Raw genomic sequence first — 23,473 nt, 5'->3', positions numbered from 1 at the left:
GACTGGACTTTGACCTCTCGGCTGGACACATGCTTGTGACCCGAACGCACTGAACCTTCTCCGTCCAAGAAGACATTTTTGGTGTCCAAGAGGGCGTGCGCCGGTTTGTCATCTGGTAGTGCCGCAAGACGGGCAACTAGGTCGCCCATACCTAGCCCTAAATCAGCATCCCCTAATCCTTGCGAAAATTCACGAGGCGCATAAATTCAATCTATCAGATGGCTTTTGCTGGTGACCACGGATGTACTGGCACCGTGCTGACGCAATCAAAGAAGGGTCGGCGCGAGCATTCGCCCGACCCTTTCTTTTTATCTAGGACCATCCCTGCCCGGGTCGCCATCCGCGCACATCGCCGTCAAGCCGTCAGCCTAGTCATGCGCTTTTACGATCGGTAGACAACCGCTGGCCAACCAACCGGCGCCGGTGTAAAGCAAAACGTCATGGCGCTAGATCCCGAAAAAGCATTTTTAGATTACAGTGCGGCGGACTGCAGCGTGCAGTTCTGGACCGCCAACGCACCGGCGGTGCAATTCACCTCTTTGGAAGCCGCCGTCAGGTTCGCAAAAGACCATGGCGGCAGGTGGGAAGAGATTGAGATAACTGTCCATCTGCCGCGCGAGGACATCGCGTTCGCCACCGGAAAAGTGCATCAGCTCATTGACGCTCTGCCGGGTGACCTCCGGAAGAAACGGTAATGAAGTGGGTTGGCAGCCAATAGAACCGGCCGGCGCGCGCCTAGGAACGACACTCCTCCCGGCGCGGTCGGTTGGAGATATGGGCAAGGTGAGCCAGAGCTACCGTCGATTGCGATCGCAACACCTACTGTCGCCACAGCACCTAGGTAGGGTCACGGCCATGGCTCTCAGTATGGCGATAGGAATCGGAATAGGCGCCGCAGTCGGCCCGATGCTGTTCGATGAGACCGCGATCGGCATCACGTTCGGTGTCGCGATCGGCGCTGCCGTCGGGGTTGTCATCAAACGGATGACCGCTTATGGAGCGCCCGCCCGACGCTCCTCCACGATCCCGCTTCTTGTACGGGCAAAGAGACGGCCACCTTTAATAGCTGCACGAACGGCCGTCGCCGGGTCGGAATCCATCGGCGCAGGCCGGGTTCATTGAATCTCCCGGCTGATATCCCGATGCCGAGCCATACGAATTCGGCGGCGTCGAGCATGCCGAGGTCACGGCGGCAAGACTGATTGCTCCGGCTGTTACAAATGCCCGAAATTTGTTCATCGATTCCTCTCCAGTTTAGACCGTGACCGTGTGACGAGAGCTTCTGCTCTCTCCCCCAAGATCACCTTGTCTCTCAAGATATGGCGTTCTCTTCGCCGGACGTCAGCTCCGAGCGCGCAAGATTCTTATCGATCTCGATCAGCTCCGCATGAAGATCGTCGATGACCAAGCCGGCCGGGAACAAAGACCTTGGTTCAAAGTTGAGTGGCATCAACCACGTAACGTCAGTTTCTGACAGGAGGTCTTTCATGGGTCGCGGTATTCTTCTTTGGCTGCTTGGTGTTCCATTGCCGATCATCATCCTTCTCGCCCTGTTTATGCGATAGGAACAGATCATGTCGGTTTCAATGACAGGTTCCGGAGAGATTGCTACTCCGGTCGAATCTTCCAAATCCGCCATGTCATGGGGGCCTATCTTCGGAGGGGCTGCTGCTGCCATCGGAGTGACCCTCATTCTTTTGCTGCTGGGATCCGGGGTTGGCTTGACGATGGTATCGCCCTGGTCGGGGCAAAGTAGTTCACTCGGCACGGTCGGGGTGACGGCGGCGATCTGGCTCGTTGTCGTCCAATGGCTCTCCTCCGGGCTCGGAGGCTATATCACCGGCCGGCTGCGCACCAAGTGGGCGGCTGTCCACACTGATGAGGTGTTCTTCCGCGACACCGCGCATGGCTTCATCAGCTGGGCGCTGGCGACAATCTTCGTCGCCGGATTTCTCGCCTCGTCGCTGACCTCGCTTGCCGGTGCTGGCGCACAAGCCGTGGGTTCGGCGGCCAGCGCCGCAGGTACGGCAGCAGCGTCATCGGCGGCATCGACCGCGGATCTGCCTACCGCCTATTTTACCGACGCTTTGCTGCGTCCTGAACAGGCCCGTACAGGAGCAACATCCGATGCTGCTGCTGCAACGGCCGAGGTCTCCCGCATCCTCCTCAACGGTGCCGCCGCCGGCCAGATCCCGGATGACGACAAGGCTTATCTTGCCACCATCGTCTCTGCTCGCACCGGTCTTTCCGAGGCCGATGCCCGCACCCGCGTCGATACGGTGCTAAAGCGCATAGAAGACGCCAAGGTCGCCGCCCAGAAAGCCACCGATGAGGCACGCAAGGCGGCCTCGACGACGGCCTTGCTTGGCTCGTTGTCACTTCTGATCGGGGCTTTCATCGCTGCTGCGGCCGCAGCTTTTGGCGGATCGCAACGCGACGAAGAGGAAGATCTCATCGTTACCTCTAGAACCTGAGAACGGATGAACGGGGACGCGGTGTCGAAAGGCCCCGCGTCCCATTTTTATATGGGGTCCGGCCGCGTGTCGTTGGTTATCGGCCGCCGTGAAGCGGCTTCTCTCCTCAGCGGTGGTTTATTTCGCATCGAGCGGAACATGTAGCCGTTGTGGAGCTTCGGTTAGGTAAAACCCTTTCCGGAGAATATAGATGGCCAAGAACACATCCAAAACCTCGCCCTCCGACAATGCAACGGTCCACGATCAGAAGCTGCACCGCGGTGCAGGTGGTGAGCTTCATCAGTTCGCCGAAGACGGGATGCCGGTGCTGACTACAGCGCAAGGCGGCCCCGTTTCCGACGATCAGAATACGCTTCGCATCGGCGCGCGCGGCCCTGCCCTCATCGATGACTTCCATTTCCGCGAGAAAATCTTTCATTTCGATCACGAGCGCATCCCGGAGCGGGTCGTGCATGCGCGCGGTTACGGCGCCCACGGTTACTTCGAAACATACGAATCGCTGGCCGCCTATACCCGAGCCGATCTTTTCCAACGGCCCGGCGAAAAGACGCCAGCCTTCGTCCGGTTTTCGACCGTTGCCGGCAGCAAGGGTTCCTTCGATTTGGCGCGCGACGTGCGCGGTTTTGCAGTGAAGATCTATACGCAGCAGGGGAATTGGGATCTCGTCGGCAATAATATCCCAGTCTTCTTCATTCAGGATGCGATCAAGTTTCCCGACGTCATCCATTCGGTAAAGCCGGAGCCCGACAGGCAATTTCCGCAGGCGCAGTCGGCGCATGACAATTTCTGGGATTTCATCACCCTTACGCCCGAAAGCATGCACATGGTCATGTGGGTGATGTCGGACCGCGCCATTCCGCGATCGTTCCGTTTCATGGAGGGTTTTGGCGTTCATACCTTCCGCTTCGTCAACGCAGCGGATGAATCGACCTTCGTCAAATTCCATTGGAAACCGAAGCTCGGCCTGCAGTCTGTCGCCTGGAACGAGGCAGTCAAGATCAATGGTGCGGATCCGGATTTCCATCGCCGCGACCTCTGGCAGTCGATCCAGTCGGGAAACTTTCCGGAATGGGAACTTTGCGTTCAGCTTTTCGATCAGGACTTCGCCGACACGTTCGACTTCGACATCCTCGATCCGACGAAGATCATTCCCGAGGAGATCCTTCCGGTCAAACCGATCGGCCGTCTCGTGCTCGACCGAATGCCCGAAAACTTTTTTGCAGAGACCGAGCAGGTCGCCTTCATGACGCAGAACGTTCCCCCCGGCATCGACTTCAGCAACGATCCACTGCTGCAGGGACGGAATTTCTCCTATCTCGACACGCAGCTGAAACGTCTGGGCGGTCCGAATTTCACGCATCTGCCGATCAACGCGCCTAAGTGTCCCTTCCACAATTTCCAGCAGGATGGCCATATGGCGATGCGCAATCCTGTCGGACGCGTCAATTACCAGCCGAATTCCTGGAATCAGGGGCCGCGGGAATCGCCGGTTCAGGGCTATCGGCACTTCCCGGCCGAGGAGCAGGGTCCCAAGGTTCGGCTGCGCCCGGAAAGCTTTGCCGATCATTACAGCCAGGCCCGGCAATTCTACATCAGCCAGACGCCGCCGGAGCAACGCCATATCGCCGCGGCGCTGATCTTCGAACTGAGCAAGGTCGAAACGCCGGTCATTCGTGAGCGTATGGTCTCGCATCTCTTGAACATTGATGAGACGCTGGCCAGCAAGGTCGGCCACGCCCTCGGCTTCAAATCGATGCCGAAGCCTGCCGATGCCGCTATGCCGACGCGGCAGGATCTCGAGCCGTCGCCGGCGCTCAGCATCATAGAGCGCGGTCCGAAGCGGTTCGAAGGACGCAAGCTCGGCATTCTTGTCAGCGATGGCACCGATGCCGCTATCTTCAAGGCGCTGCTTGCCGAAATCACCGAGCAGAAGGCAACATTCGAAGTGATCGCGCCAAAGATCGGCGGCGTGACGCTCTCGGACGGCAATTGGATCGAGGCGCATCAGATGATCGACGGCGGACCTTCGGTGCTTTACGACGCCGTCGCCCTCCTCCCCTCGGCCGAGGGAACCGGCGATCTGCTGAAGGAGGCCACGGCCCACGATTTCGTGGCGGATGCCTTCGTGCACTGCAAGTTCATCGGCTATGTGGAAACAGCGCTGCCGCTGATGCAGAAGGCCGGAATTGCCGATTCACTGGATGAGGGCGTGATTGCGCTCGGAGCGGCGAAGGATGTCACGGCTTTTATCATGGCGCTTGGCAAACTGCGGGTCTGGGGCCGGGAGCCATCGGTCAAATTGAATTGACTGACTCGTCGCCATTTCCGCGAGCGAATAGCTAATCTTCAGAATAAAACCCGCAGAAACGCGGGTTTTATGTTCGTTTACGGCGCCCTACTTATTGAGCTAGGTGATGGAATCTTCTCCGTTTTACGATCTCGGACTTCGCCGTCTTATCGCGTCGGCATCTTTCTTCTCAGCCGCAATCCAGTGGTTTCCTGCCTTGCTCGATCGGATCAATTCGTCGACGCCCATCCGTTTGCACCATCGAAAAACATTGTGCACTGCAGCAACCTTTTCGTAGACTGACGCGTTTAGTTCAGCATCACCGCCATCCCGGCTGCTGATTGGCGGAGACTTTCATGAGATCTATGTCAGACACGCTCGCACGCCTTGCTGCGCTGCGAGGAACCCTTCGCGCCCAACCCACGCAGAACAACCCCGACCTCGTCGCCTTGGATGCGTTTGGCTCAAACCCGGGCGCCTTAGGGGGCTACACCTATTTGCCGTCGAAGCGCGGGAAAAACATGGCCCTGGTCGTCGTCCTGCACGGCTGCACCCAGACTGCCGCCGGGTACGATATCGGGTCCGGTTGGTCGCGATTGGCCGAGGACTACGGCTTCGCGCTGCTGTTTCCCGAGCAACGAAGGGCAAACAACCCAAACCTATGCTTCAATTGGTTTAACCCGGAGGACATCCGCCGGGATCACGGCGAGGTCTTTTCCATTCGCCAGATGATCGCAAAGATCGTTGCGGAACACGGTATCGACGGCAGGCGCGTGTTCGTGACCGGGCTTTCGGCGGGCGGCGCCATGGCCGCCGCCATGCTCGCCACCTATCCCGACGTTTTTGCGGGCGGCGCGATCATCGCGGGCCTACCATATGCAAGTGCCGCAAGCATTCCCGAGGCGTTTGACCGAATGCGCGGTCACGGCAGCCCGACTGCCAAAGAGCTTGAACTGCGATTGAGAAACGCTTCAGGGCACAAAGGCCCGTGGCCGACACTATCACTGTGGCAGGGGAGCGCAGACAGAACCGTCGTGCCATCCAATGCGAATGCGATCGTGGAGCAATGGAGAAATATCCACGGCGTTGACGCATCGCCGGGGCGCGTCGAAGATATCGGACGACACCAGCGAAAGGTCTGGACCGATGCTCACGGTGTGGAAGTAATCGAGCTCTATACGATTGCCGGGATGGATCACGGCACGCCGCTCGATGTCGGCACCGGATACGGGGCAAGCGGCCCCTTCATGCTTGAGGTCGGAATTTCATCGACCGTAGAAACTGCCAGGTCCTGGGGTCTGGTCCCCTCATTTGAAAAACGGCGCGACGCAAAACCCTCTGCTGCGCAACCGGAAAACGCTGCAGATCGATTCGGCACAAGTAGCGATCGTGGCGGTATCCAGAAGGTCATTGAAGATGCCCTCCGGTCCGCTGGGCTGATGAAGTAGTCATGTCGCTAATTAAAGTGGAGATTTGTAGACAAGAATAAATACGCGGAATAGGAATGGCGCTCATCGTCATACGGGGAGACACCATGGTTCCGCTTTCGCCTTTTATCACAACTGCTTTGCGCCGCCGCATGGCGGCCGCACTTGCCGCCGTGCTGTTTGCACCGGCAGCTTTTGCCGAAGAGATCGTCTTCAAGGATCAGGGGAACCGCGAGGTGCGGCTGGCAAAGGCTGCCGAACGTGTCGTCTCGATCGTCATCCCAATGGCTTCCACCGTCATCGCGCTGGATGGCAGCACCCGGAAGCTCATTGGCATGAACCCGACGGCAAAGAGCGCCGTGGTCGAAGGGATTCTCGGAAGGATCTTCCCCGAGGCGAAGGATATTCCGTCGGACGTGACCGCGCCGAATTTCGTGCCGAATGTCGAGGCGCTCACCGCCGCCAATCCCGATCTCGTCATTCAGTGGGGTGATCGCGGCGCCGACATCGTCGCGCCCATCACCAATGCCGGTCTCACCACGATGCTGATCCTTTACGGCACGGAAGAGCTGACCCGCGATTATATGACCATGGCCGCGAAGGCGATCGGCAAGCCGGAGCGGATCGGCGAACTGGTGGAATGGCGCGATCGCGTCCAGAAGGATATCCAGGCCAAGGCGACAGCGATCCCCGACGACAAGAAGCCAAGCGTTCTCTACCTCGGCCGCGCGCTCTCCGATATCAGCGCCTCCGGCACGAAGAGCAATTACAATGCCTGGTCCATCCAGCTTGCAGGCGGCAGGAACGCCTCGGAAGAACTCAACGGCACTGTCTCGGTGAACAAGGAACAGATCGCAGCGTGGAACCCCGACGTCATCTTCCTCAATGCTTTCGAGGCGAAGCTTGATATCAACTGGGTCTATAACGATCCGATCCTGTCTCTCACCAATGCCGCCAAATCCAAGCGGGTCTACAAGATGCCGCTCGGCGGCTATCGCTGGGATCCGCCGAGCCAGGAATCGCCGTTGTCCTGGATGTGGACGGCCAACCTGCTCCATCCCGAGGTCTTCAAATACGACCTGCGGACGGAAATGAAGACGGCCTACAAGACCCTTTACAACTACGACCTGGCCGATAGCGATATCGACAATATCCTTTGGCTGAAGGAACAGGGCGCCGCCGCCGACTACGCGCAGTTCGAGGCAAAGTGACGACATGGCGACGATGACGCATGAGGAGACGGCGCCGGCTGCCCGCCGGATTCACCTCGCCAGGCAGACACTGGTCTTCACGTTGCTGCTGGCGCTGCTGGTGGTCGCCTTCACCGTCAGCCTCTGCGTCGGACGGTTCTCGGTGCCGGCGGGACGCGCACTGGAACTGATCTGGCAAGGGATCACTGATCCGTCGCGGGAGCTTGCCGGTATCGACGAACGCATCGTGCTGCTGGTGCGTGCGCCGCGCGTCGTGCTTGCTGCACTTGCCGGCGCTGGGCTCGCCATCTCGGGCGCCGGCCTTCAGGGCGTGTTTCGAAATCCGCTGGTTTCGCCCGACATATTGGGCATTTCCCAGGGTGCGGCCTTCGGCGGCGCGCTGGCGATCATGCTCGGCATCTGGGGATTTCCGCTGATCGCCATGGTGTTCCTCTGCGGCATGGCGGCCGTCATCCTGGTGGGGCTTCTGTCGCGCATCAACGGCCGCTCCGAAACGGTAACCGTGATCCTGTCGGGGCTGGTCATCAGCTCGATGTTCTCGGCGGTCGTCTCGCTGCTGCAATTCATCGCCGATCCCAACACGTCGCTTCCCGCCATCGTCTACTGGCTGATGGGATCCTTTGCGACGGCCACCTGGGAACGCACGCTGGTGGCCGCACCGGGTCTCATTCTCGGAAGCTGCTTCCTGTGGATGCTCCGCTTCCGGCTCAACATCCTGTCGCTCGACGAAGCCGAAGCCCGCAGCCTCGGCGCCAATACGATACGCGAGAGATGGCTGGTCTTCTGCCTCATCGCCGTCATTGTCGGCAGCCAGGTCGCAGTCTCCGGCATCATCGGGTGGATCGGCATCGTCATTCCCCACGCCGCCCGCCTGCTGGTCGGTCATGATCACCGCGCGCTGCTGCCCGCAGCCGCCATACTCGGCGCAGGATTCATGGTCTGCATCGACACCCTCGCCCGCACGGCAACGGCCGCAGAAATCCCGCTCGGCGTGATCACCGCCCTTGTCGGCGCGCCGATCTTTGCGGCTCTCCTGCGCCATCACTATCGCGAAAGGACGGGATCATGATCGGATTGACGGATGCAGTCGTCAGGTTCGGGGTGCGCACCATCCTCGACCGTCTGACTTTCTCAGTTCCCGTCGGGCGGTCGCTCGCCATTCTCGGCCCCAACGGACGTGGTAAGACGACCACGCTGAAAGCCATGCTCGGCTTTCAGCGGCTGGACGAAGGCAGCCGGGTGGCGCCCGCCATTGTCGGCTACGTCCCGCAGACCGGAAGCAGCAACCAGCGTTACCGCGCCATCGACGTCGCCGTCATGGGGCGGGCAGCACATCTCGGCCTCTTCGGCCAACCGGGACCTTCCGATTTCGAGATTGCCCATGCCGCGCTTGAACGTGCGGGGGCCACCCGCTTTGCCGATCATTTCTTCGACCGGCTTTCCGGCGGCGAACGGCAGCTCGTGCTTCTGGCGCGAGCGCTCGCCACCGGGTCGGAGGCGATCGTCCTCGACGAGCCAGCCGCCGCCCTCGACCTTCGCAACCAGGAGCGGCTGCTCGACCTGCTCAAAAGCCTGCGCGAACCGCGCGACAAGGCAATCGCCTTCACGACACATGATCCGAACCATGCACTTGCCGCCGCCGACGATGCGCTGCTGATGATGCCGGATGGTCAATCGCTGTTCGGTCCGGTCGCGGAGACGATCACGCCGGAACATCTCGAACGGCTTTACGGGGTACCGATGCGGGTGGTCGAGCTCGTCGGTCCGACAGGCGACGGGCATCGCGCAGTTCTGCCCGCCTTTGCAGGAATTTGCGCCGCATGAGCATCCTTCTGATCCAGTCGCATTATCAAGACCCTTTCAGCATGAACCCGCCGGCTTTCGCCGAGGCGACCGCGCAGGGCAAGCTGATCACCGTACGCGAGATGGAGCTGACCGAGGCGCATTTCGCCGCCGCAAGCGGCCTCATCACCACGACCCATCTCGATCAGATCGGCTTCCTCAGATACGCGCCGGCGGTGGCATCCTTCCTCGGCCGAGGCGGCCGGTGGATCTTCAACGGCCACATGCTTCGGCCGATTCTGCCGGAACTCGGCGCCTATATCCCGATGCCGCAGCCGAAAAGAGCCGACTTCGTGCAGGTCAGGCAATTCGACCATCCTGTTTTTACCGGCATCGACCAGAGGATGCTGGAAACGAACCGCGGCGTCGCCGGTTTCTACGGCCGCGGACACAATCCAATGCCGCCTGGCGCCGTTGCGATCAATACATTCGGATCGGCTGCCGTTCCCGTCGACTGGATCTGGGCGCGGCCGGTGGGCGGAGAAATATTGTCGCATGCTGGAAACGAGTTCTGGGGTTGCGGAGACGATCCCGACATCAAAAAGCAACTGGCCGGCCGTGTTATCGCCTGGCTGGCGGGGGAGCTGAACCGATGAGCGTGCTCGCGATCCATCCCGGCGCCTACTACCACATCGAGACGCTGGAAGCGCCGCGCTACCGGCATCATTTCGACAGGCTGGTGCGCCCGGAGGAGCTGCCCTCGGTCGAACTCAGCGAACACAAGGTGCTGTTCATTCCCTGCCGGACGCCGGCGGACCGGATGGCGCCGCATGCAGCACAGCTGCGCGCCTATCTCGACCAGGGCGGCACGATCGTTGCGACCGGCGAGACGGCATGGGAAGCGTTTCTGCCAGCGATCCATTTCACGCCGCAACCGACAAACTGGTGGTGGTGGCTGACCGAGGGCGCCGATCTCGGCGTCAGGGTCTCAGCACCCGGCCATTCGCTGTTCGAACATCTTAGGCAGGACGATCTGACCTGGCACCTTCACGGCTGGTTCGACCCACCTGAGGGCGTCGAGGTTCTGGCCGTGAACGAGGAAGGCAAGCCGATCCTCTATGTAGACGAGGTCACGACGGCGGGCCGCATGGTGATCACCAGCCTCGACCCCTGCTTCCACCACGGATCGCATTTCATGCCGGCGACGACTCGCTTCCTGGATGGTTTCCTTCCGTGGATGCGCAAGGAACTGGACAAGGGAAAATCGGAATGAACGAAACGAAGATCGAAGTGCTCGAAGACGGCAAACCGCTTGCCTACGGCTTCGCCGACATCACGCATTATCACGGCTATGGTTTTCCCGGTGGTGTCGCCCATGCCTTCAAGGTGATGGAGCGCGCCTTTCCGCTGCTCAGCACCGACGGACCGCCGGAGCGCCGCGAAATCTCGATCCGCACGGCCTTTCGCGGCCCGGGTGGGCGTGACGCTTTCGAAATGGTGACGCGTGCATTGACGGAAGGGCGCTATAGCGTCGACCCCTTGCTCGATCGGCCGGAGCGCGGCGATATCCTCGCCCGCTACGTCTTCGAGCTCAGCTATCGCGGCCGCACAGTCACCTTGCAACTGCGCGACGGCCATGTCCGCGAGGAATTCATCATGCTCGGCCGCAAGTCCGACCGGACATCCCAGGAAGAGGAGCGTCTTGCGTGGCTAAAGCAGGAGATGGCGGACCGCCTGCTGGCGCTGCCGCCGGAGGCGGTTTACGAAGAGGGATAGGGACGATCCACTCTCAGCGAAGCTGCAAATCTCGCAGATCGACCACGATCGGAAAAGCGAGTTCGATAGCGCGGTTTTCGGCCCATCCGTCAGATCTGCCCGAAGATCGCCACTATCGGTTTTGAGACTTGGGCAGTGGTCCCTTTTGGTGGCTGAAGACCAGTTCGCTCTGGACATCTTGCTGAAACTGCAGCACCCGCTGACCGACATCGCTCTCCGGCATCCCTGCCGCCAGAAGCTGATCGGCAAGCCTGCGGCATTCGGCCTTCCAGAATTCTATCGCATCAGCGCCATGTCGCCGACCGAGTTCGCGAGCGCAGCGCTCAACATTGGCAGTTCCGGTTCCAGCGGGAAAGGCAATAATCTTGCCTTCATTGGCGCCGGCAGGCCGGCGGGTCATTTCAGTAGCCATCGAACACAGGTTCCTTTGATCCTGTTCGTTGTCTACGGGACTATGGTTAATGCTTTCTATTTGCTGCAGTAAGAAGATCAATCAGGTGGATATTTAGCGGGCCGCAATGTCACCAGACAATCGGATGGGTTTTGCCGGTGAGCACGTTCACGAACCCCTCCGGCGCTAGCTCCGACGGCGCGACCAGGACCCATCGCCAGGGCGAGCAGGTCAGGGTCGCAAACGACAGGCGTTCGGGAAAGCCCGGCCACCATCGAGGCGAAAAGGTCGGCTCGTACATCCAGTCGATCCCGGCGCCGGCGGCATAAAGAGCCTGCATCTCCGCATCGAGCGCTTCGGCCGAACGCGCCGTCATCAGGCCCCCGACCTCATAGCGGACGCGGGCGAGAATCTTACCGCCGGAGACCAGCACCCAGCCACCCTGCTGCTCGTTCAGGGCATTGACTGATATCGCCATCGCCTCGTCCGATGAGCCGACCGTCCAGATATTGTGCTTGTCGTGCCCGAGTGTGGAGGCGAGCGCCGTCTCCGGCGTGCGTGGGCCGGTGCCCAGCCAGAACATCCTGGAGACCTTGGCCTCCCCGGAGAACCGGTCGACAATCGAGAATTTGGTGACATTGCGCGCGGGATCCCGCTGCACGGCGCCATCCTCCACCGGCAATTCCATGGTGATGAAATCATCGTGCCAGTGAAACGGCCGCAAAAGTGCTGCATTGACCGTGGTCCGGTTCGGCGGCGCCTCGATGCGGAAATCGTCAGCCGTGACCGTCCTGTCTATTTTCACGGTGGACGTCGCCCATTGCGGCCAATCGATTTCAGGACGCACGCCAATGAATGTCGCACCCTCGGACACAGGACGCCCGTCCGCCCACACTTTTTCGATCGACAGGCTGGCGACGTCGCTGAGAAGAACGATATCGGCAAAACGGCCCGGCGCAATCGATCCGACCCAAGGTGTCAGCCGCATATGGCGTGCCGGATTGAGGGTGACGCATTGGATGGCGATCTCCGGCGCAAGGCCATTTTCAATGGCGAGGCGGACATTGTGGTCAGTCGCGCCGATTTTCAGCGTGTCCGAGGCGCTGCGGTCGTCGGTCACCAGAGCGATCTGCGACCAGTCCGTCAGCCCCTTGTCGATCAGCCCGCGGATGACCTCCGGCAGGGAATGCGGCCTGAGCTCGATGAAAAGACCGTGGAGGAGCTTCTGCCAGATCTCATCGAGAAACCAGCCTTCGTGATCGGAGGCGAGACCCGCTGCGGCGAACGCATTGATCGAGGCCATGTCGCGCAGTCCGGCACCGTGACCTTCGACCACGCCGCGCTGCTCGAAGGTCGCGCCGATCATGCCCCACAGCCGATCGTAGGAAGGATTGCCGGGATCGGATATGGACGGCCAGTCCATGACCTCGTCGAGCCCGGCGACCATCAGGCTTTCGGAAAGGAAGGCCTTCTGCTCATCGTAGCCGAACCAGCCGCCACCCCATTCATAGGCGGTCGGAGGGACGGCGGAGCCAGGCAGGGGAAAGATTTTCATCGGCGATCCGCGCCGGCGCGCTTCCAGCCAGAATTCCAGATTGCGCGCACCATTGACGTTGGAAAATTCGTGGCTCGCCTCGCATGTCCAGGTCACACCATGCGGCATCACCAAAGCCGCCTCCCATTCCGGCGTCAGATGGGAGCTTTCGATATGTTTGTGTGCCTCGCCGAAGCCCGGCACGGCAGCAAGATCCGGCTCGGAGAACCGCTCGCTCACCTCGCCTGCGTAACTACCGGCGGGGCCGACATAGGCGATGCGGCGGCCCTTGATGACGATCTCCTGATCGTCAAGCCACCTCCTCGTATGGACATCGAGCACCCGGCCGACTCGCAGCAACCTGTCGGCCGGCCGGCGTCCGAGCGCCGTCAGCACGAGATCCTGCCGTGTCAGAACCTCGTCGGACGCGTTGATCAGCAGATCATCAGGAAGAACAGTGCGCGAAGTGGCCATGAATGGAATGCCCGTGAGAAGCTGGAACAGCCGGACCGTAGAGACCATGCCCGGATGTGTAAAGCGCTGATGAACCACACGTTTTGTGAGCGATGACCAGACGTCATCAACCGAGAGTTAGCTGATCGGCCGGCCCCGGAAAATTCCCGACACAAGAGCGCATTTGCCCAATTATTGAGCTTGCGGCCTGACAGATCAAAAAATAGTATCCCTCAAATCCTGGGGGTATGATCCCGATTGCCAACGCCGCTTTTTACAGAAGGACATTGCTCATGAAGGCCAGACGTTTTGCCCAAATCCTGTCTCTTGCGTTGCTTGCCGCCGTCGGCAGCACCGCCGCGGCACATGCGCAATCGAAGACGCTGACCATCTCCTGGTGGGGCTATAACGGCGAGAAGATGAATGCGAACATCATCACGCCCTTCAAGAAGATCTGCGGCTGCGAGATCGTGTTCGAGACCGGCAACAATGCCGACCGGCTCAACAAGCTGAAACTGCGCGATGGCAAGGGCGTCGATGTCATCTATCTCACCGACAGCTTCTCGCAGCTCGGCATTGAACAGGGATTGTTCCAGGAGATCGATCCGTCGAAGATCCCCAACCTCGCGGATATCTACGAGCTGGGCAAGGCGCCTCAGGGCAAATACGGCCCCGCCTACACGATCGGTCGCGTCGGCATCGTCTATGACGCTGCCAAGGTCAATCCGCCGATCACTGCCTGGGGCGACCTGTGGCGCGAGGATCTGAAAAGCTCCGTCTCCCTGCCCGGCATCACCACCACGGCCGGCCCGCTGGTCGTTCTGGAAGCCGGCAAGCATGGCGGCGCGGACGCTTATGAGGACACCGACAAGGCTTTCTCCGAAGTCGAGGCGCTGAAGCCCAATGTCGTCAAGAACTACAACACCGGCTCGGAGCTGGTGAACCTGATATCAACAGGCGAAGTGCGTGTTGCGCTGGCCCAGGACTTTACCCTGGCATCGATGCAGGCGGCTGTTCCGACGATGACATGGGCCAAGCTTACGGACGGCGATATCGCCACGCTGAACACCGTGAACATCCCGAAGGGTTCGGAAAATGTCGAACTCGCCCATCAGTTCATCAACTTCATCCTGTCCAAAGAAGTCCAGCAGGCTGAAGCCGAACAGGGCGTCGATGCACCGATCTCGACCAAGGTCAGCCTGACGCCGGACCAGGCGAAGATCTGGACCTATGGCCCGGATATGGTGGCAGGCCTCACCCGCATCGACTATGCCAAGATGAATGCTGCCAAGGCCGACTGGATCGATCGCTGGAACGAAGTCTTCGGTCAGTAAGCTGCGCGATATCCCGGCCGATTCGCCGCCAGACATTGAAGCGCCGCACATCCGGACCCAAGATGCGGCGCTCTGAACATTCGGACATGCGACGAGTTTCGAGATGAAGCCTTTTGCCAGATGGGTGTTGACAATGCCGGCGACGATTGCCGTCGTTGTGCTTCTCATCATTCCCGTGGCCATCACCATCGCGGCGACGTTTGCGGAACCGAAGGGCGTGTTTGCGCCCTATGTGACATTCTTCAGCAGCGGTTTTCGCCGGGCTGTTCTTTATCGGACGCTGGAGGTCGCCCTGGTCACGACGGCGATTTCGCTCACTGTGGGCTTCATCACCGCCTATGTGATCGCGCAGATGCCCGGTCGTGCGAAGAGCATCATGATCATCGCGGCGGTTTTTCCGCTGCTGACAGGTGTTGTCGTTCGCTCCTTCGCATGGCTGATCATTCTCGGGAAGAACGGCATCCTGAACGCCATGCTGATCTCGACCGGCATTATCGGGGAGCCGCTTTCGATGCTCTATACCGAAGGCTCGGTGATCGTCGCCATGGTCTATCTCTTCGTTCCCCTGATGATCCTGACGCTCGTCGGGGTGCTTGAAGGCATCCCGCGCGATCTGATCGACGCCTCCGCCTCGCTCGGCGCGAGACCGCTGATGACATTCTTTCAGGTGATCCTGCCGCTCGCGACACCCGGCCTCATCGTCGGCGCGGTCCTGGTCTTCACCGGCAGCTTCACCTCCTATGCGACACCGCAACTGCTCGGCGGAGAAAAGCAGATGATGATGGGGACCTTCCTTTACCAGCGCGCCATGGTGACTTTCGATTGGGTCGGCGCATCGACGATTGCCGCCATCATGGTGGTGTTGACGCTCGGCGTTGTTCTCATCATGAGCCGCATCGCACGCCGGCTTAATCCGATGGCGGTGTAATGGACAGGCGCGTTCACCCGATCCTCGCCGCCTTCGCGGCCTGCGTTTTCTTCTTCCTGCTGGCGCCGCTCGTCATCATCATCGGTGCGGCTGTCAGCGACACGACCTATCTGACCTTCCCGCCGCAGGGCCTGACATTGCGGTGGTTCGTCAATATCTTCGAAATCGAGGCCTTCCGCACGACCGCGATCACCAGCCTGCAGGTCGCCTTTCTCGGCACGGCGCTCTCCTTGCTGATCGGCGTCCCGGCCGCCTATGCGATCAACCGCTACCGGGTGGAATTGCCGCGCTGGCTTTCCACCATTTTTGTCCTGCCGATCCTGGTGCCGGAGATCGTTTTCGGATTTTCGCTGATGAAATCGGTGACGATAGGCCTCGGGCTGCCGATCTTCATCAGCCTGCTGGTCGGCCATGCGCTGCTGATCCTGCCCTATTCAGTGCGTGTCGTCGGCGCCAGCCTGGCGGCCTTCGATTTTTCCGTTGAGGAGGCGGCGATCAGCCTGGGTTGCCCACCGCTGAAAACCTTCCTGACCGTGGTCCTGCCGAATATCCGCGCCGGGGTCATTGCCGCCTTCATCCTCGCCTTCATCACCTCGATCAACGATGTGTCGGTTTCGGTCTTCCTGACCGGGCCGGGCATCTCGACGCTGCCGATCCAGATCCTTGCGCATATGGAACAGTTCTTCGATCCGACGATCGCATCGGTATCGGTGCTGCTGATGTTCGTGACAGTCGGCGTCATGGCCGTCGTCGAGGCCACGCTCGGCCTCACCTTCCTGACAAAGTAGAACGCCCTTGACCGTATCCCTTACCGTCGATTCCATCTCCGCCCATTACGGCAGCACGCAGGTGCTCAAGGACCTGTCGATCTCAGTCATGGCCGGGGAGCTGGTCTCCCTGCTCGGCTCCAGCGGCTGCGGAAAGACGACGACATTGCGCCTCGTGGCCGGCTTTCTGCAGCCGAGCAGCGGCAGCATCAAGCTCGGCGAGCGCGACCTGACCGGCCTTCCCGCGCATGCGCGCGACATCGGCCTGGTCTTTCAGAACTACGCGCTTTTTCCTCATCTGAGCGTCCAGGACAATGTTGCCTTCGGCCTGAGGCAGCGTCGCATTCCCCAGCCGGAACGGGCGAAAAGAACGATGGCCATGCTGGACCGCGTCGGCCTTTCCGCCTTCGCCGACCGCCTGCCGTCGGCCCTGTCAGGCGGCCAGAAACAGCGCGTGGCTCTCGCCCGGGCGCTGGTCATCGAGCCGCCGCTTCTGATGTTCGACGAGCCGCTTTCCAACTTGGATGCAAAGCTCAGGATCGACATGCGCGTCGAAATCAGACAGCTCCAGCGCGCCAACGGCACCACGTCACTTTACGTCACCCATGACCAGGAGGAGGCATTCTCGATCTCCGACAGGGTGGCGATCATGAATGCGGGGCGCATCATGCAGCTCGACGCGCCGGAGGTGCTGTATCGCCAGCCGGCCAACGCTTTCGTCGCCCGCTTCGTCGGATTCGAGAACCTGATCCGCATGAAGGTGACCGCGCGCAACGGCGCGCTTGTGACCGCCGAAACAACGGGCGGAGCGCGGCTGCAGCTGTCCCAGGAAACATTCGGACCGATCAAGAACGACTTCGTCCTGGCCTGCCGTGCAGACGGTCTTGCCGTCAGCCGTGACGGTGATGGCATCGCGGCCGTGCTCGGCACGCGCACTTATCTCGGCCGGGCCTATCAGTATAAATGCACGACGGCCGCGGGAGAGATCACCGCCAATGGGGCGCTATCCGATCCACTGGAAACAGGGGCGTCCGCCGTGCTGACGCCTGTAGCAGAGCAATGCTGCATTCTCGATCCGGAAGATTGAAACGCTGAGGAGAGACGATGACTAGTGCCATGGACCAAGATATCGATGCCGTTCTTGCCTATGTGGACCAAAGCCTCGATGGCAGCCTGGCGCGGCTTTTCGAGCTGATCCGCATTCCGAGCGTCTCGACCGACCCGGCCTATCGCGATCACTGCCAGGCTGCTGCCGAATGGCTGAGCCGGGATCTGGCTGCCATCGGCTTCGAAGCATCGGTGCGCAAAACGACCGGCCATCCGATGGTCGTCGCCCATGAAAAGGCGGCGTCCGGACCGCATCTGCTGTTTTACGGCCATTACGATGTCCAGCCGGTCGATCCGCTGGCGCTGTGGACGAGCGATCCGTTCGAGCCGCGCATGGAAGCCTTGCCGAATGGTGATACCGCGATCGTGGCGCGCGGCGCGTCCGACGACAAGGGACAGTTGATGACCTTCGTCGAAGCCTGCCGCGCCTGGAAGAGCGTCACCGGGAAACTGCCGGTGCAGGTGAGTATGCTCTTCGAAGGCGAGGAAGAGGCCGGCAGCCCGAGCCTCGCGCCCTTTCTGGATGCCACGGCAGACGAGTTGAAGGCCGATGCGGTCTTCGTCTGCGACACGGATATGTGGGATCGCGAAACGCCTGCCGTCACGACGATGCTGCGCGGTATCTTCAGTACGGAAATCGAGGTCACCTGCGCCGATCAAGACCTGCATTCCGGCATGTTCGGCAATGCCGCGCGCAATCCGCTGCAAGTGCTGTCAGACGTTGTTTCGAGCCTGCGGCGAGCCGATGGCGGTGTCGCGGTCGAGGGTTTTTATGATGGCGTGAAAGAGCTCCCCGACGCCATCAAGGCGCTGTGGAAAAGACTGCCCTTCGACGAGGAGGCGTTTCTCGGTGATATCGGCCTGAGAGATCCGGCCGGCGAGGCAGGCCGTTCCGTCCTCGAACAGATCTGGGCGCGGCCGAGCTGCGAGATCAATGGCATGAGCGGCGGTTATACCGGCGAAGGCTTCAAGACGGTCATTCCGGCAAAGGCAAGCGCCAAGATTTCGTTTCGCCTGGTGGAAGGACAGGATCCCCAGGCGATCCGCGATGCCTTCCAACGGCACGTGCGCGCACGTATCCCCAAGGATTGTTCGGTGAGCTTCAGGGATTACGGGCTTTCGACGGCAACCGTCATGCCGATCGACAGTCCGTTTCTCACCAGAACGCTTCAGGCGCTTTCGACCGAATGGCAATGCGAAGCGGCCCTTGCCGGCACCGGAGGCTCGATCCCCATCATCGGCGAATTCAAACGCCGGCTCGGATGCGATGCCCTCCTGGTTGGCTTCGCCCGCTTCGACAACCGCGTCCACAGCCCGAACGAAAAATACGATCTCTCCAGCTTCCATAAGGGCATACGATCCTGGGTCCGGATCCTGGCGGCCCTCGCCGACTGACGCTGTAGCACTTTGAATTGCTGCATAATTTATCCTTCCATCGATTCCGATTTGAGGAATTATGCCGTAGGCTATGGTGCGGCCAGCGCACCTTGCTGATCCTGCAGGCCTAGAATAACGGACAATCCCATCCCCATCGACACCGAGGCAGCAGAGACCACCGATGACGATAACCGCTCCCCGCGATTTCCTGAAAAGCCTGTTCGACGCATCAGTTCGCGCCGCCGATCCGCTGACCGGCATCAAGGCGCATCTGCCTGAAAGGCCCAAGGGAAGGACCGTGGTCATCGGCGCCGGCAAGGGCGCGGCGCAGATGGCGCGGGCGCTCGAAAGCGTCTGGGACGGACCGCTCGAAGGTGTGGTGGTCACCCGCTACGGCTATGGCTGCGAGACACGCGGCATCGAGATTATCGAGGCCGCCCATCCCGTGCCGGATGCGGCTGGCCTTGCCGCCGCAAAGCGGCTGACGGAGACGGTGAACGGGCTGACGGAAGACGATCTGGTGTTCGCGCTGATCTGCGGCGGCGGCTCGGCGCTGCTGCCCGCCCCACCGGACGGGTTGACCCTTGAAGACGAGATTGCTCTCAACGAAATGCTACTTGCCTCGGGCGCGCCGATTTCGGCGATGAATGTCGTGCGCAAGCATCTCTCCACCATCAAGGGCGGAAGACTTGCGGCAGCCACCAACGCGAGGGTCGTCAGCCTGATCGTCTCCGATATTCCCGGCGACAACCCGGCCCATGTCGCCTCCGGGCCGACGGTCCCCGATGGTTCGACACGGCACGATGCGCTCGAGATCATCAGGCAATACGGATTACAGCTGCCGCAGGCCGCACTCGACCATCTGAACTCGCCGAAAGCCGATGCACCGCGGCCGGACGATCCTGTCTATGCAGGCCACGAGCATCACATCATCGCCTCCGCCGGCGTCTCGCTGGAGGCCGCAGCCGCACTGGCAAAATCGCAGGGGATCGAGCCGGCCATTCTTTCGGATGCGATCGAGGGGGAATCGCGCGACGTGGCGCTGGTGCATGCGGCGATCGCCCGCGAGGTGTCGGGCCGGAACAGGCCGTTTCCGAAACCGGTCGTCATCCTTTCCGGCGGCGAGACGACTGTGACTCTGAGAGCCAAGGGTGGCAAGGGCGGACGCAACGGCGAATTCGCGCTCGCCATTGCGCTTGCAATCGACGGACAGGAGGGCATTCATGTCCTCGCTGCCGACACCGACGGGATCGACGGCTCGGAGGATAATGCCGGCGCCTTTGCCGATGGCGGCACGGTGAGGCGCCTGCGCGCCGCCGGGCTCGATCCGCGCCGGCTGCTCGACGGCAATGATAGCTATTCGGGCTTTGCGGCGACCGGCGATCTCTTCGAAACCGGCCCGACCGGAACCAATGTCAATGATTTCAGGGCGATCCTGATCCGTTAGAGCAATTTCAGGAAAAGTGCGAACCGGTTTTCCGTCCGGAATTGCGTAACACAAAGCAGCCGACCGCTACGTGCGGCGCTGGGGGATCAGGTCTCAATCCGCCCCTGCTCGACCAGCCAACCGACCGATTCCTGCACCGCCTGCAGGGAGGTGTATCTCGGAGTGTAACCGAGCAGGCGTCCGGCTTTGGCGATCGAACAATTCGGGCTGCGGGCGATATGTTCCCAGGTCGCCTTCGCATCCTCAGCCGTCTGACTTTCGGCCCAGGCGTCGAATGGGGCGAAGCTGAGCTTCGGTTCGTGCCCGAACCAGCGAGACATTGATTCGGCATAACCGCGAAGGGTCAATGCCTGCTCCGAAACCGCGTGGAAACTTTCGCCGGTCGACGCATTCCAGTTGGCGATCGCATCCATGAACATCGCCGCCACGTCATCGGCATGGACGTGATGAACGGTCTCCAAGCCGAAATGGGGCAGCGCCAGGGTCTCTCCGCGGGCAAGGGTTGAAAAGACCTGCAGATTGAAATTGCCGGCCGGATTGAGCGGCGTCCAGCCGGGACCGACAATGTGCCCGGGATGGATGATGGTTGCCGGAAATCCACGAAGCCTTGCCTGCTGCAGCAGATAGGTTTCGATCGCCGCCTTCTGCGTGCCATAGTCGCCGAAGGGAAATTTCGGCGTCTCCTCCAGCGTGGGTACGACCGTCGAATGGCCATGCGTCCAGATCGTGCCGGTATGCAGGAAGTGACCGACATGCCCCTGCAGCGCCGTCACCAGATGCTCGGCACTCTCCACCGTGAAGCAGATCATGTCGATGACGATGTCGGCTTTCACACCACGTACGGCTGGGCCGAAATCACCCGTCTGCTCCATGGCTGCCCGATCCATCTGACGCTGATCGACGGCAGCCCAGGCGTGGTTTGCCGTATAGGGCTTTGCTGTGCCGCGGCTGATCGTGACGACGTCGTGACCGGCTTCCACCAGACGGGGAACGAGATAGGTTCCGACATGGCCCGTTGCTCCGATTACCAAAACCCGCATCATCCTTCCTCCTTTTGCATTTCCGTGTCGAATATGCTGCGCTCAGGTGATCCTGCAAGCAGACTTTTCGTGATCAAGTCGGCTCAACCAGGCCCGCTACCGATTCTTGAAAACAAGGCAGGTGCCGCCGTGTTTGCGGATCTGGTTGCAGAGGTTGTTGGCTTCCATGCGCGTCTGCCGGCCGATACGGGCAGCATAACGCGGGCGAAAACCAAAGCTGCGATCACGCTGGCGTAGGATCAGCGGCTGCTCCGCATTCAGGGGCGCAGGCAGATCCTGCACAGCATCGAGAAACATGCGCCGGGCGACCGCGACATTCGCATTCGCCGCAAGCTGGACGCCCCAGGGCGCCCACTCTCCCTCTTGACGCCAGGGCGTGTCCTTCAAGGTCCGTCTCTCCGCAAGCGCCACGCAAGCATCGAGGAAGGACTTGTCCTTGTCGAGCGGGGCAGCGGCATCTTCCGGCGGGTTATCCTTCCATTCCTCAACTGTATGCGCGGTGATCGCCAGGACGTAGCCGCGTGTCTCGTAAGGTAATCTTCCTGACGTAAGGTAAGAGGAAAGTCCGTTTTCGCCGGAATTATAGGCGGCGGCGGCAAGGCCGAGATTGCCGAAACGATTGCGCAATTCGTCGAGATATTGCGCCGATTTCCGCAAGGCTTCCAACACCTGGTAGCTGTCTTCGAGACCGCGCAGTTTCGCCGTTCCGGGCATGAACTGCGCAATCCCCTGCGCTCCCTTGAAGCTGACAGCATCGGGGCGAAAGGTGCTTTCCCGCCAGATGAGACGGGCGAAATAATCCGGCGGCAATTGATTGGCGCTGGCGAAATGCTCGATCGCGACGCAAAGGTCGCGGTTGAAACTATCTTTCCGGATGCAGAGCGTCTCACCCGATCCCAACGCCGAAGGACCTGAATAGAGACAGGCCGGCGCCCCAGCGCCTCCTTCTGGCTGGGCCGTGATCGTCTCCACTTGGGAAAACAGAAGACAGAGCGAAAGCATGGCCTTGGCCGATCTCTTCCCAATGTCGGACTGACGTTTTCGGCGTGTCATCGGATCTCATGAGGTTTGAACGTCCATCGCGATGCTGGATTCTAGATACCATCGATCAAGGCGCGACGCTTCCCCATTTCCATATCTGCAGCTGACTTGTTGGCACGGACGGTCACAGGTTTCTAATTTCGCCATCGATTTTGGAACAAACATATTCGACCTGCCATGGTCGTAGCGTCATCCTGTTTGCCAGGAAATCCCGAGCAAACGAGGATACGCAGATGATTGATCTCCACTACTGGCCGACGCCGAACGGCAAGAAGGTTTCGATCTTCCTGGAGGAAACCGGCACGCCCTACCGGCTGGTGCCAGTCAATATCGGCCGGGGCGACCAATTCAAACCCGATTATCTAAAACTCAACCCCAATCACCGCATGCCTGCCATCGTAGATCACGAGCCTGCCGATGGCGGCGGTCCGTTGAGCGTCTTCGAATCCGGCGCGATCCTCTGCTATCTCGCCGAAAAGACCGGCAAATTCTGGCCGCAGGATCTGCGCGGCAAATACGAGGTCACGCAATGGGTGATCTGGCAGATGGCCAACCAGGGGCCGAAACTCGGCGAGGCCGGTCACTTCCGTCGCCTCGGCGATCGCGAAAGCGACCAGACCTATGCGGTGCGGCGCTTCACCGACGAAGCCAACCGCCTTTACGGCGTTCTCAACATGCGGCTGCGCGACCGGCGCTATCTGGCCGGTGACGAATTCACCATCGCCGACATCGTCAGCTATCCCTGGACCGTCAACTGGCAGGCACAGGGTCAGGACATCAACGAGTTCAAGCATTTCAAACGATGGTTCGAGGAGCTCAGTGCACGGCCCGGCGTTCAGCGCGGCCTTGCGGTCGGCGCCGATCTTAGCACCGACAACAGCAAGCTCTCCGAAGAGGAACAGGCGCGCATCCGCAAGATCCTCTACAACCAGCGCGCCCTTCCCGTTCCGGATTGAGCCCAAGCAATTGCAGCAAAAGGGCGTGGCGGTTTTGCGTCCGAAATTGCCCAACAACAAGGCGCAACGGAGCGACATTCTTCCAGAATGCCTGCACAAAAAAGCCGCCGGGCCATATGGCCGCGGCGGTCTGGAGAATGG

The 23,473-nt window shown here is 60.7% G+C and carries 23 protein-coding genes; 17 read left to right on the top strand and 6 right to left on the bottom strand.

Going from position 1 to position 23,473, the window contains the following annotated elements; genetic code table 11:
- Positions 1-440: 440 nt before the first annotated feature.
- Positions 441-695 carry a hypothetical protein gene (locus HX899_RS13270; protein ID WP_017991185.1) on the top strand — a complete coding sequence of 85 codons (255 nt, stop codon included), beginning with the start codon at positions 441-443 and terminating at the stop codon, positions 693-695.
- Between the two features lie 364 nt (positions 696-1,059).
- On the opposite strand, the gene HX899_RS35055 is transcribed toward HX899_RS13270, so the two are convergent.
- On the bottom strand, positions 1,060-1,239 hold the full coding sequence (locus HX899_RS35055) for a hypothetical protein (RefSeq protein ID WP_246697103.1): 180 nt from the start codon (positions 1,237-1,239) through the stop codon (positions 1,060-1,062).
- Positions 1,240-1,312: 73 nt separating this feature from the next.
- On the bottom strand, positions 1,313-1,678 hold the full coding sequence (locus HX899_RS13265; RefSeq protein ID WP_181292641.1) for a hypothetical protein: 366 nt from the start codon (positions 1,676-1,678) through the stop codon (positions 1,313-1,315).
- Between HX899_RS13265 and HX899_RS13260 the strand changes: the two genes are divergently transcribed.
- The 9 genes from HX899_RS13260 to HX899_RS13220 all read left to right on the top strand — a co-directional run bounded on the left by HX899_RS13260 (position 1,575) and on the right by HX899_RS13220 (position 10,957).
- The gene (locus HX899_RS13260; RefSeq protein ID WP_181292638.1) at positions 1,575-2,474 is read left to right on the top strand and encodes a hypothetical protein; all 900 of its coding nucleotides are present in this window, start codon (positions 1,575-1,577) and stop codon (positions 2,472-2,474) included. The two genes, HX899_RS13265 and HX899_RS13260, sit on opposite strands and share 104 nt — an antisense overlap.
- A gap of 190 nt (positions 2,475-2,664) precedes the next feature.
- Entirely contained in the window at positions 2,665-4,782 is a 2,118-nt protein-coding gene (locus HX899_RS13255) for a catalase (protein WP_181292637.1), read from the top strand.
- Positions 4,783-5,117: 335 nt separating this feature from the next.
- On the top strand, positions 5,118-6,209 hold the full coding sequence (locus HX899_RS13250; RefSeq protein WP_181292636.1) for a PHB depolymerase family esterase: 1,092 nt from the start codon (positions 5,118-5,120) through the stop codon (positions 6,207-6,209).
- 56 nt (positions 6,210-6,265) lie between these two features.
- Positions 6,266-7,399 carry an ABC transporter substrate-binding protein gene (locus HX899_RS13245; RefSeq protein ID WP_181292635.1) on the top strand — a complete coding sequence of 378 codons (1,134 nt, stop codon included), beginning with the start codon at positions 6,266-6,268 and terminating at the stop codon, positions 7,397-7,399.
- 4 nt (positions 7,400-7,403) lie between these two features.
- Entirely contained in the window at positions 7,404-8,468 is a 1,065-nt protein-coding gene (locus tag HX899_RS13240; protein WP_181292634.1) for an iron ABC transporter permease, read from the top strand.
- A complete protein-coding gene (locus tag HX899_RS13235; RefSeq protein WP_138329854.1) occupies positions 8,465-9,223 on the top strand; it encodes an ABC transporter ATP-binding protein in 759 nt (252 codons plus the stop codon). The genes HX899_RS13240 and HX899_RS13235 overlap by 4 nt, the downstream gene beginning before the upstream one ends.
- On the top strand, positions 9,220-9,837 hold the full coding sequence (locus HX899_RS13230; protein ID WP_181292633.1) for a hypothetical protein: 618 nt from the start codon (positions 9,220-9,222) through the stop codon (positions 9,835-9,837). The genes HX899_RS13235 and HX899_RS13230 overlap by 4 nt, the downstream gene beginning before the upstream one ends.
- Positions 9,834-10,454: a hypothetical protein gene (locus tag HX899_RS13225; protein WP_171598911.1), complete on the top strand. Its 621-nt coding sequence runs from the start codon at positions 9,834-9,836 to the stop codon at positions 10,452-10,454. Before HX899_RS13230 ends, HX899_RS13225 begins: the two co-directional genes overlap by 4 nt.
- Entirely contained in the window at positions 10,451-10,957 is a 507-nt protein-coding gene (locus tag HX899_RS13220; protein ID WP_181292632.1) for a hypothetical protein, read from the top strand. The genes HX899_RS13225 and HX899_RS13220 overlap by 4 nt, the downstream gene beginning before the upstream one ends.
- Positions 10,958-11,069: 112 nt before the next feature.
- On the opposite strand, the gene HX899_RS13215 is transcribed toward HX899_RS13220, so the two are convergent.
- Positions 11,070-11,369, bottom strand: coding sequence for a DUF6074 family protein (locus HX899_RS13215; RefSeq protein ID WP_181292640.1), 300 nt, complete (start codon positions 11,367-11,369; stop codon positions 11,070-11,072).
- A 109-nt stretch (positions 11,370-11,478) separates the two neighbouring features.
- Entirely contained in the window at positions 11,479-13,404 is a 1,926-nt protein-coding gene (locus HX899_RS13210; RefSeq protein ID WP_181292631.1) for an adenine deaminase, read from the bottom strand.
- Between the two features lie 224 nt (positions 13,405-13,628).
- Here HX899_RS13210 and HX899_RS13205 point away from each other — a divergent pair, with 224 nt between their 5' ends.
- The 6 genes from HX899_RS13205 to HX899_RS13180 all read left to right on the top strand — a co-directional run bounded on the left by HX899_RS13205 (position 13,629) and on the right by HX899_RS13180 (position 20,295).
- Positions 13,629-14,669 (top strand): PotD/PotF family extracellular solute-binding protein, encoded by a 1,041-nt coding sequence (locus tag HX899_RS13205; RefSeq protein ID WP_138329864.1) that lies wholly within the window; start codon positions 13,629-13,631, stop codon positions 14,667-14,669.
- Between the two features lie 103 nt (positions 14,670-14,772).
- Entirely contained in the window at positions 14,773-15,597 is an 825-nt protein-coding gene (locus HX899_RS13200; RefSeq protein WP_138329866.1) for an ABC transporter permease, read from the top strand.
- A complete protein-coding gene (locus HX899_RS13195; RefSeq protein ID WP_138329868.1) occupies positions 15,597-16,385 on the top strand; it encodes an ABC transporter permease in 789 nt (262 codons plus the stop codon). Before HX899_RS13200 ends, HX899_RS13195 begins: the two co-directional genes overlap by 1 nt.
- Before the next feature lie 7 nt (positions 16,386-16,392).
- Positions 16,393-17,451 carry an ABC transporter ATP-binding protein gene (locus HX899_RS13190; RefSeq protein WP_181292630.1) on the top strand — a complete coding sequence of 353 codons (1,059 nt, stop codon included), beginning with the start codon at positions 16,393-16,395 and terminating at the stop codon, positions 17,449-17,451.
- A 17-nt stretch (positions 17,452-17,468) separates the two neighbouring features.
- Positions 17,469-18,866, top strand: coding sequence for a dipeptidase (locus HX899_RS13185; protein ID WP_181292629.1), 1,398 nt, complete (start codon positions 17,469-17,471; stop codon positions 18,864-18,866).
- Positions 18,867-19,029: 163 nt separating this feature from the next.
- On the top strand, positions 19,030-20,295 hold the full coding sequence (locus tag HX899_RS13180) for a glycerate kinase (RefSeq protein WP_181292628.1): 1,266 nt from the start codon (positions 19,030-19,032) through the stop codon (positions 20,293-20,295).
- An 86-nt stretch (positions 20,296-20,381) separates the two neighbouring features.
- Here HX899_RS13180 and HX899_RS13175 read toward each other — a convergent pair whose 3' ends face one another.
- Together HX899_RS13175 and HX899_RS13170 are read right to left on the bottom strand one after the other, a co-directional pair.
- Entirely contained in the window at positions 20,382-21,338 is a 957-nt protein-coding gene (locus HX899_RS13175; RefSeq protein ID WP_181292627.1) for an NAD(P)-dependent oxidoreductase, read from the bottom strand.
- Between the two features lie 93 nt (positions 21,339-21,431).
- Positions 21,432-22,388, bottom strand: a complete 957-nt coding sequence (locus HX899_RS13170; protein WP_181292626.1) for a lytic transglycosylase domain-containing protein — start codon at positions 22,386-22,388, stop codon at positions 21,432-21,434.
- A gap of 221 nt (positions 22,389-22,609) precedes the next feature.
- On the opposite strand from HX899_RS13170, the gene HX899_RS13165 reads away from it, so the two are divergent.
- On the top strand, positions 22,610-23,332 hold the full coding sequence (locus HX899_RS13165; RefSeq protein ID WP_181292625.1) for a glutathione binding-like protein: 723 nt from the start codon (positions 22,610-22,612) through the stop codon (positions 23,330-23,332).
- Positions 23,333-23,473: the final 141 nt, after the last annotated feature.

Source organism: Rhizobium sp. WYCCWR 11146 (assembly GCF_013591995.1).
Taxonomy (GTDB): Bacteria; Pseudomonadota; Alphaproteobacteria; order Rhizobiales; family Rhizobiaceae; genus Rhizobium; species Rhizobium indicum.
The sequence above is the reverse complement of the archived record's forward strand: the minus strand, read 5'-3'. Positions and strand labels throughout refer to the sequence as shown.

Excerpts from the sequence above, each read along its gene's own strand:
- HX899_RS13270 (WP_017991185.1), top strand. The coding sequence starts at position 441 with ATGGCGCTAGATCCCGAAAAAGCATTTTTAGATTACAGTGCGGCGGAC.
- HX899_RS35055 (WP_246697103.1), bottom strand. The coding sequence starts at position 1,239 with ATGAACAAATTTCGGGCATTTGTAACAGCCGGAGCAATCAGTCTTGCC.
- HX899_RS13260 (WP_181292638.1), top strand. The coding sequence starts at position 1,575 with ATGTCGGTTTCAATGACAGGTTCCGGAGAGATTGCTACTCCGGTCGAA.
- HX899_RS13265 (WP_181292641.1), bottom strand. The coding sequence starts at position 1,678 with ATGGCAGCAGCAGCCCCTCCGAAGATAGGCCCCCATGACATGGCGGAT.
- HX899_RS13255 (WP_181292637.1), top strand. The coding sequence starts at position 2,665 with ATGGCCAAGAACACATCCAAAACCTCGCCCTCCGACAATGCAACGGTC.
- HX899_RS13250 (WP_181292636.1), top strand. The coding sequence starts at position 5,118 with ATGAGATCTATGTCAGACACGCTCGCACGCCTTGCTGCGCTGCGAGGA.
- HX899_RS13245 (WP_181292635.1), top strand. The coding sequence starts at position 6,266 with ATGGCGCTCATCGTCATACGGGGAGACACCATGGTTCCGCTTTCGCCT.
- HX899_RS13240 (WP_181292634.1), top strand. The coding sequence starts at position 7,404 with ATGGCGACGATGACGCATGAGGAGACGGCGCCGGCTGCCCGCCGGATT.
- HX899_RS13235 (WP_138329854.1), top strand. The coding sequence starts at position 8,465 with ATGATCGGATTGACGGATGCAGTCGTCAGGTTCGGGGTGCGCACCATC.
- HX899_RS13230 (WP_181292633.1), top strand. The coding sequence starts at position 9,220 with ATGAGCATCCTTCTGATCCAGTCGCATTATCAAGACCCTTTCAGCATG.
- HX899_RS13225 (WP_171598911.1), top strand. The coding sequence starts at position 9,834 with ATGAGCGTGCTCGCGATCCATCCCGGCGCCTACTACCACATCGAGACG.
- HX899_RS13220 (WP_181292632.1), top strand. The coding sequence starts at position 10,451 with ATGAACGAAACGAAGATCGAAGTGCTCGAAGACGGCAAACCGCTTGCC.
- HX899_RS13215 (WP_181292640.1), bottom strand. The coding sequence starts at position 11,369 with ATGGCTACTGAAATGACCCGCCGGCCTGCCGGCGCCAATGAAGGCAAG.
- HX899_RS13210 (WP_181292631.1), bottom strand. The coding sequence starts at position 13,404 with ATGGTCTCTACGGTCCGGCTGTTCCAGCTTCTCACGGGCATTCCATTC.
- HX899_RS13205 (WP_138329864.1), top strand. The coding sequence starts at position 13,629 with ATGAAGGCCAGACGTTTTGCCCAAATCCTGTCTCTTGCGTTGCTTGCC.
- HX899_RS13200 (WP_138329866.1), top strand. The coding sequence starts at position 14,773 with ATGAAGCCTTTTGCCAGATGGGTGTTGACAATGCCGGCGACGATTGCC.
- HX899_RS13195 (WP_138329868.1), top strand. The coding sequence starts at position 15,597 with ATGGACAGGCGCGTTCACCCGATCCTCGCCGCCTTCGCGGCCTGCGTT.
- HX899_RS13185 (WP_181292629.1), top strand. The coding sequence starts at position 17,469 with ATGACTAGTGCCATGGACCAAGATATCGATGCCGTTCTTGCCTATGTG.
- HX899_RS13180 (WP_181292628.1), top strand. The coding sequence starts at position 19,030 with ATGACGATAACCGCTCCCCGCGATTTCCTGAAAAGCCTGTTCGACGCA.
- HX899_RS13175 (WP_181292627.1), bottom strand. The coding sequence starts at position 21,338 with ATGATGCGGGTTTTGGTAATCGGAGCAACGGGCCATGTCGGAACCTAT.
- HX899_RS13170 (WP_181292626.1), bottom strand. The coding sequence starts at position 22,388 with ATGACACGCCGAAAACGTCAGTCCGACATTGGGAAGAGATCGGCCAAG.
- HX899_RS13165 (WP_181292625.1), top strand. The coding sequence starts at position 22,610 with ATGATTGATCTCCACTACTGGCCGACGCCGAACGGCAAGAAGGTTTCG.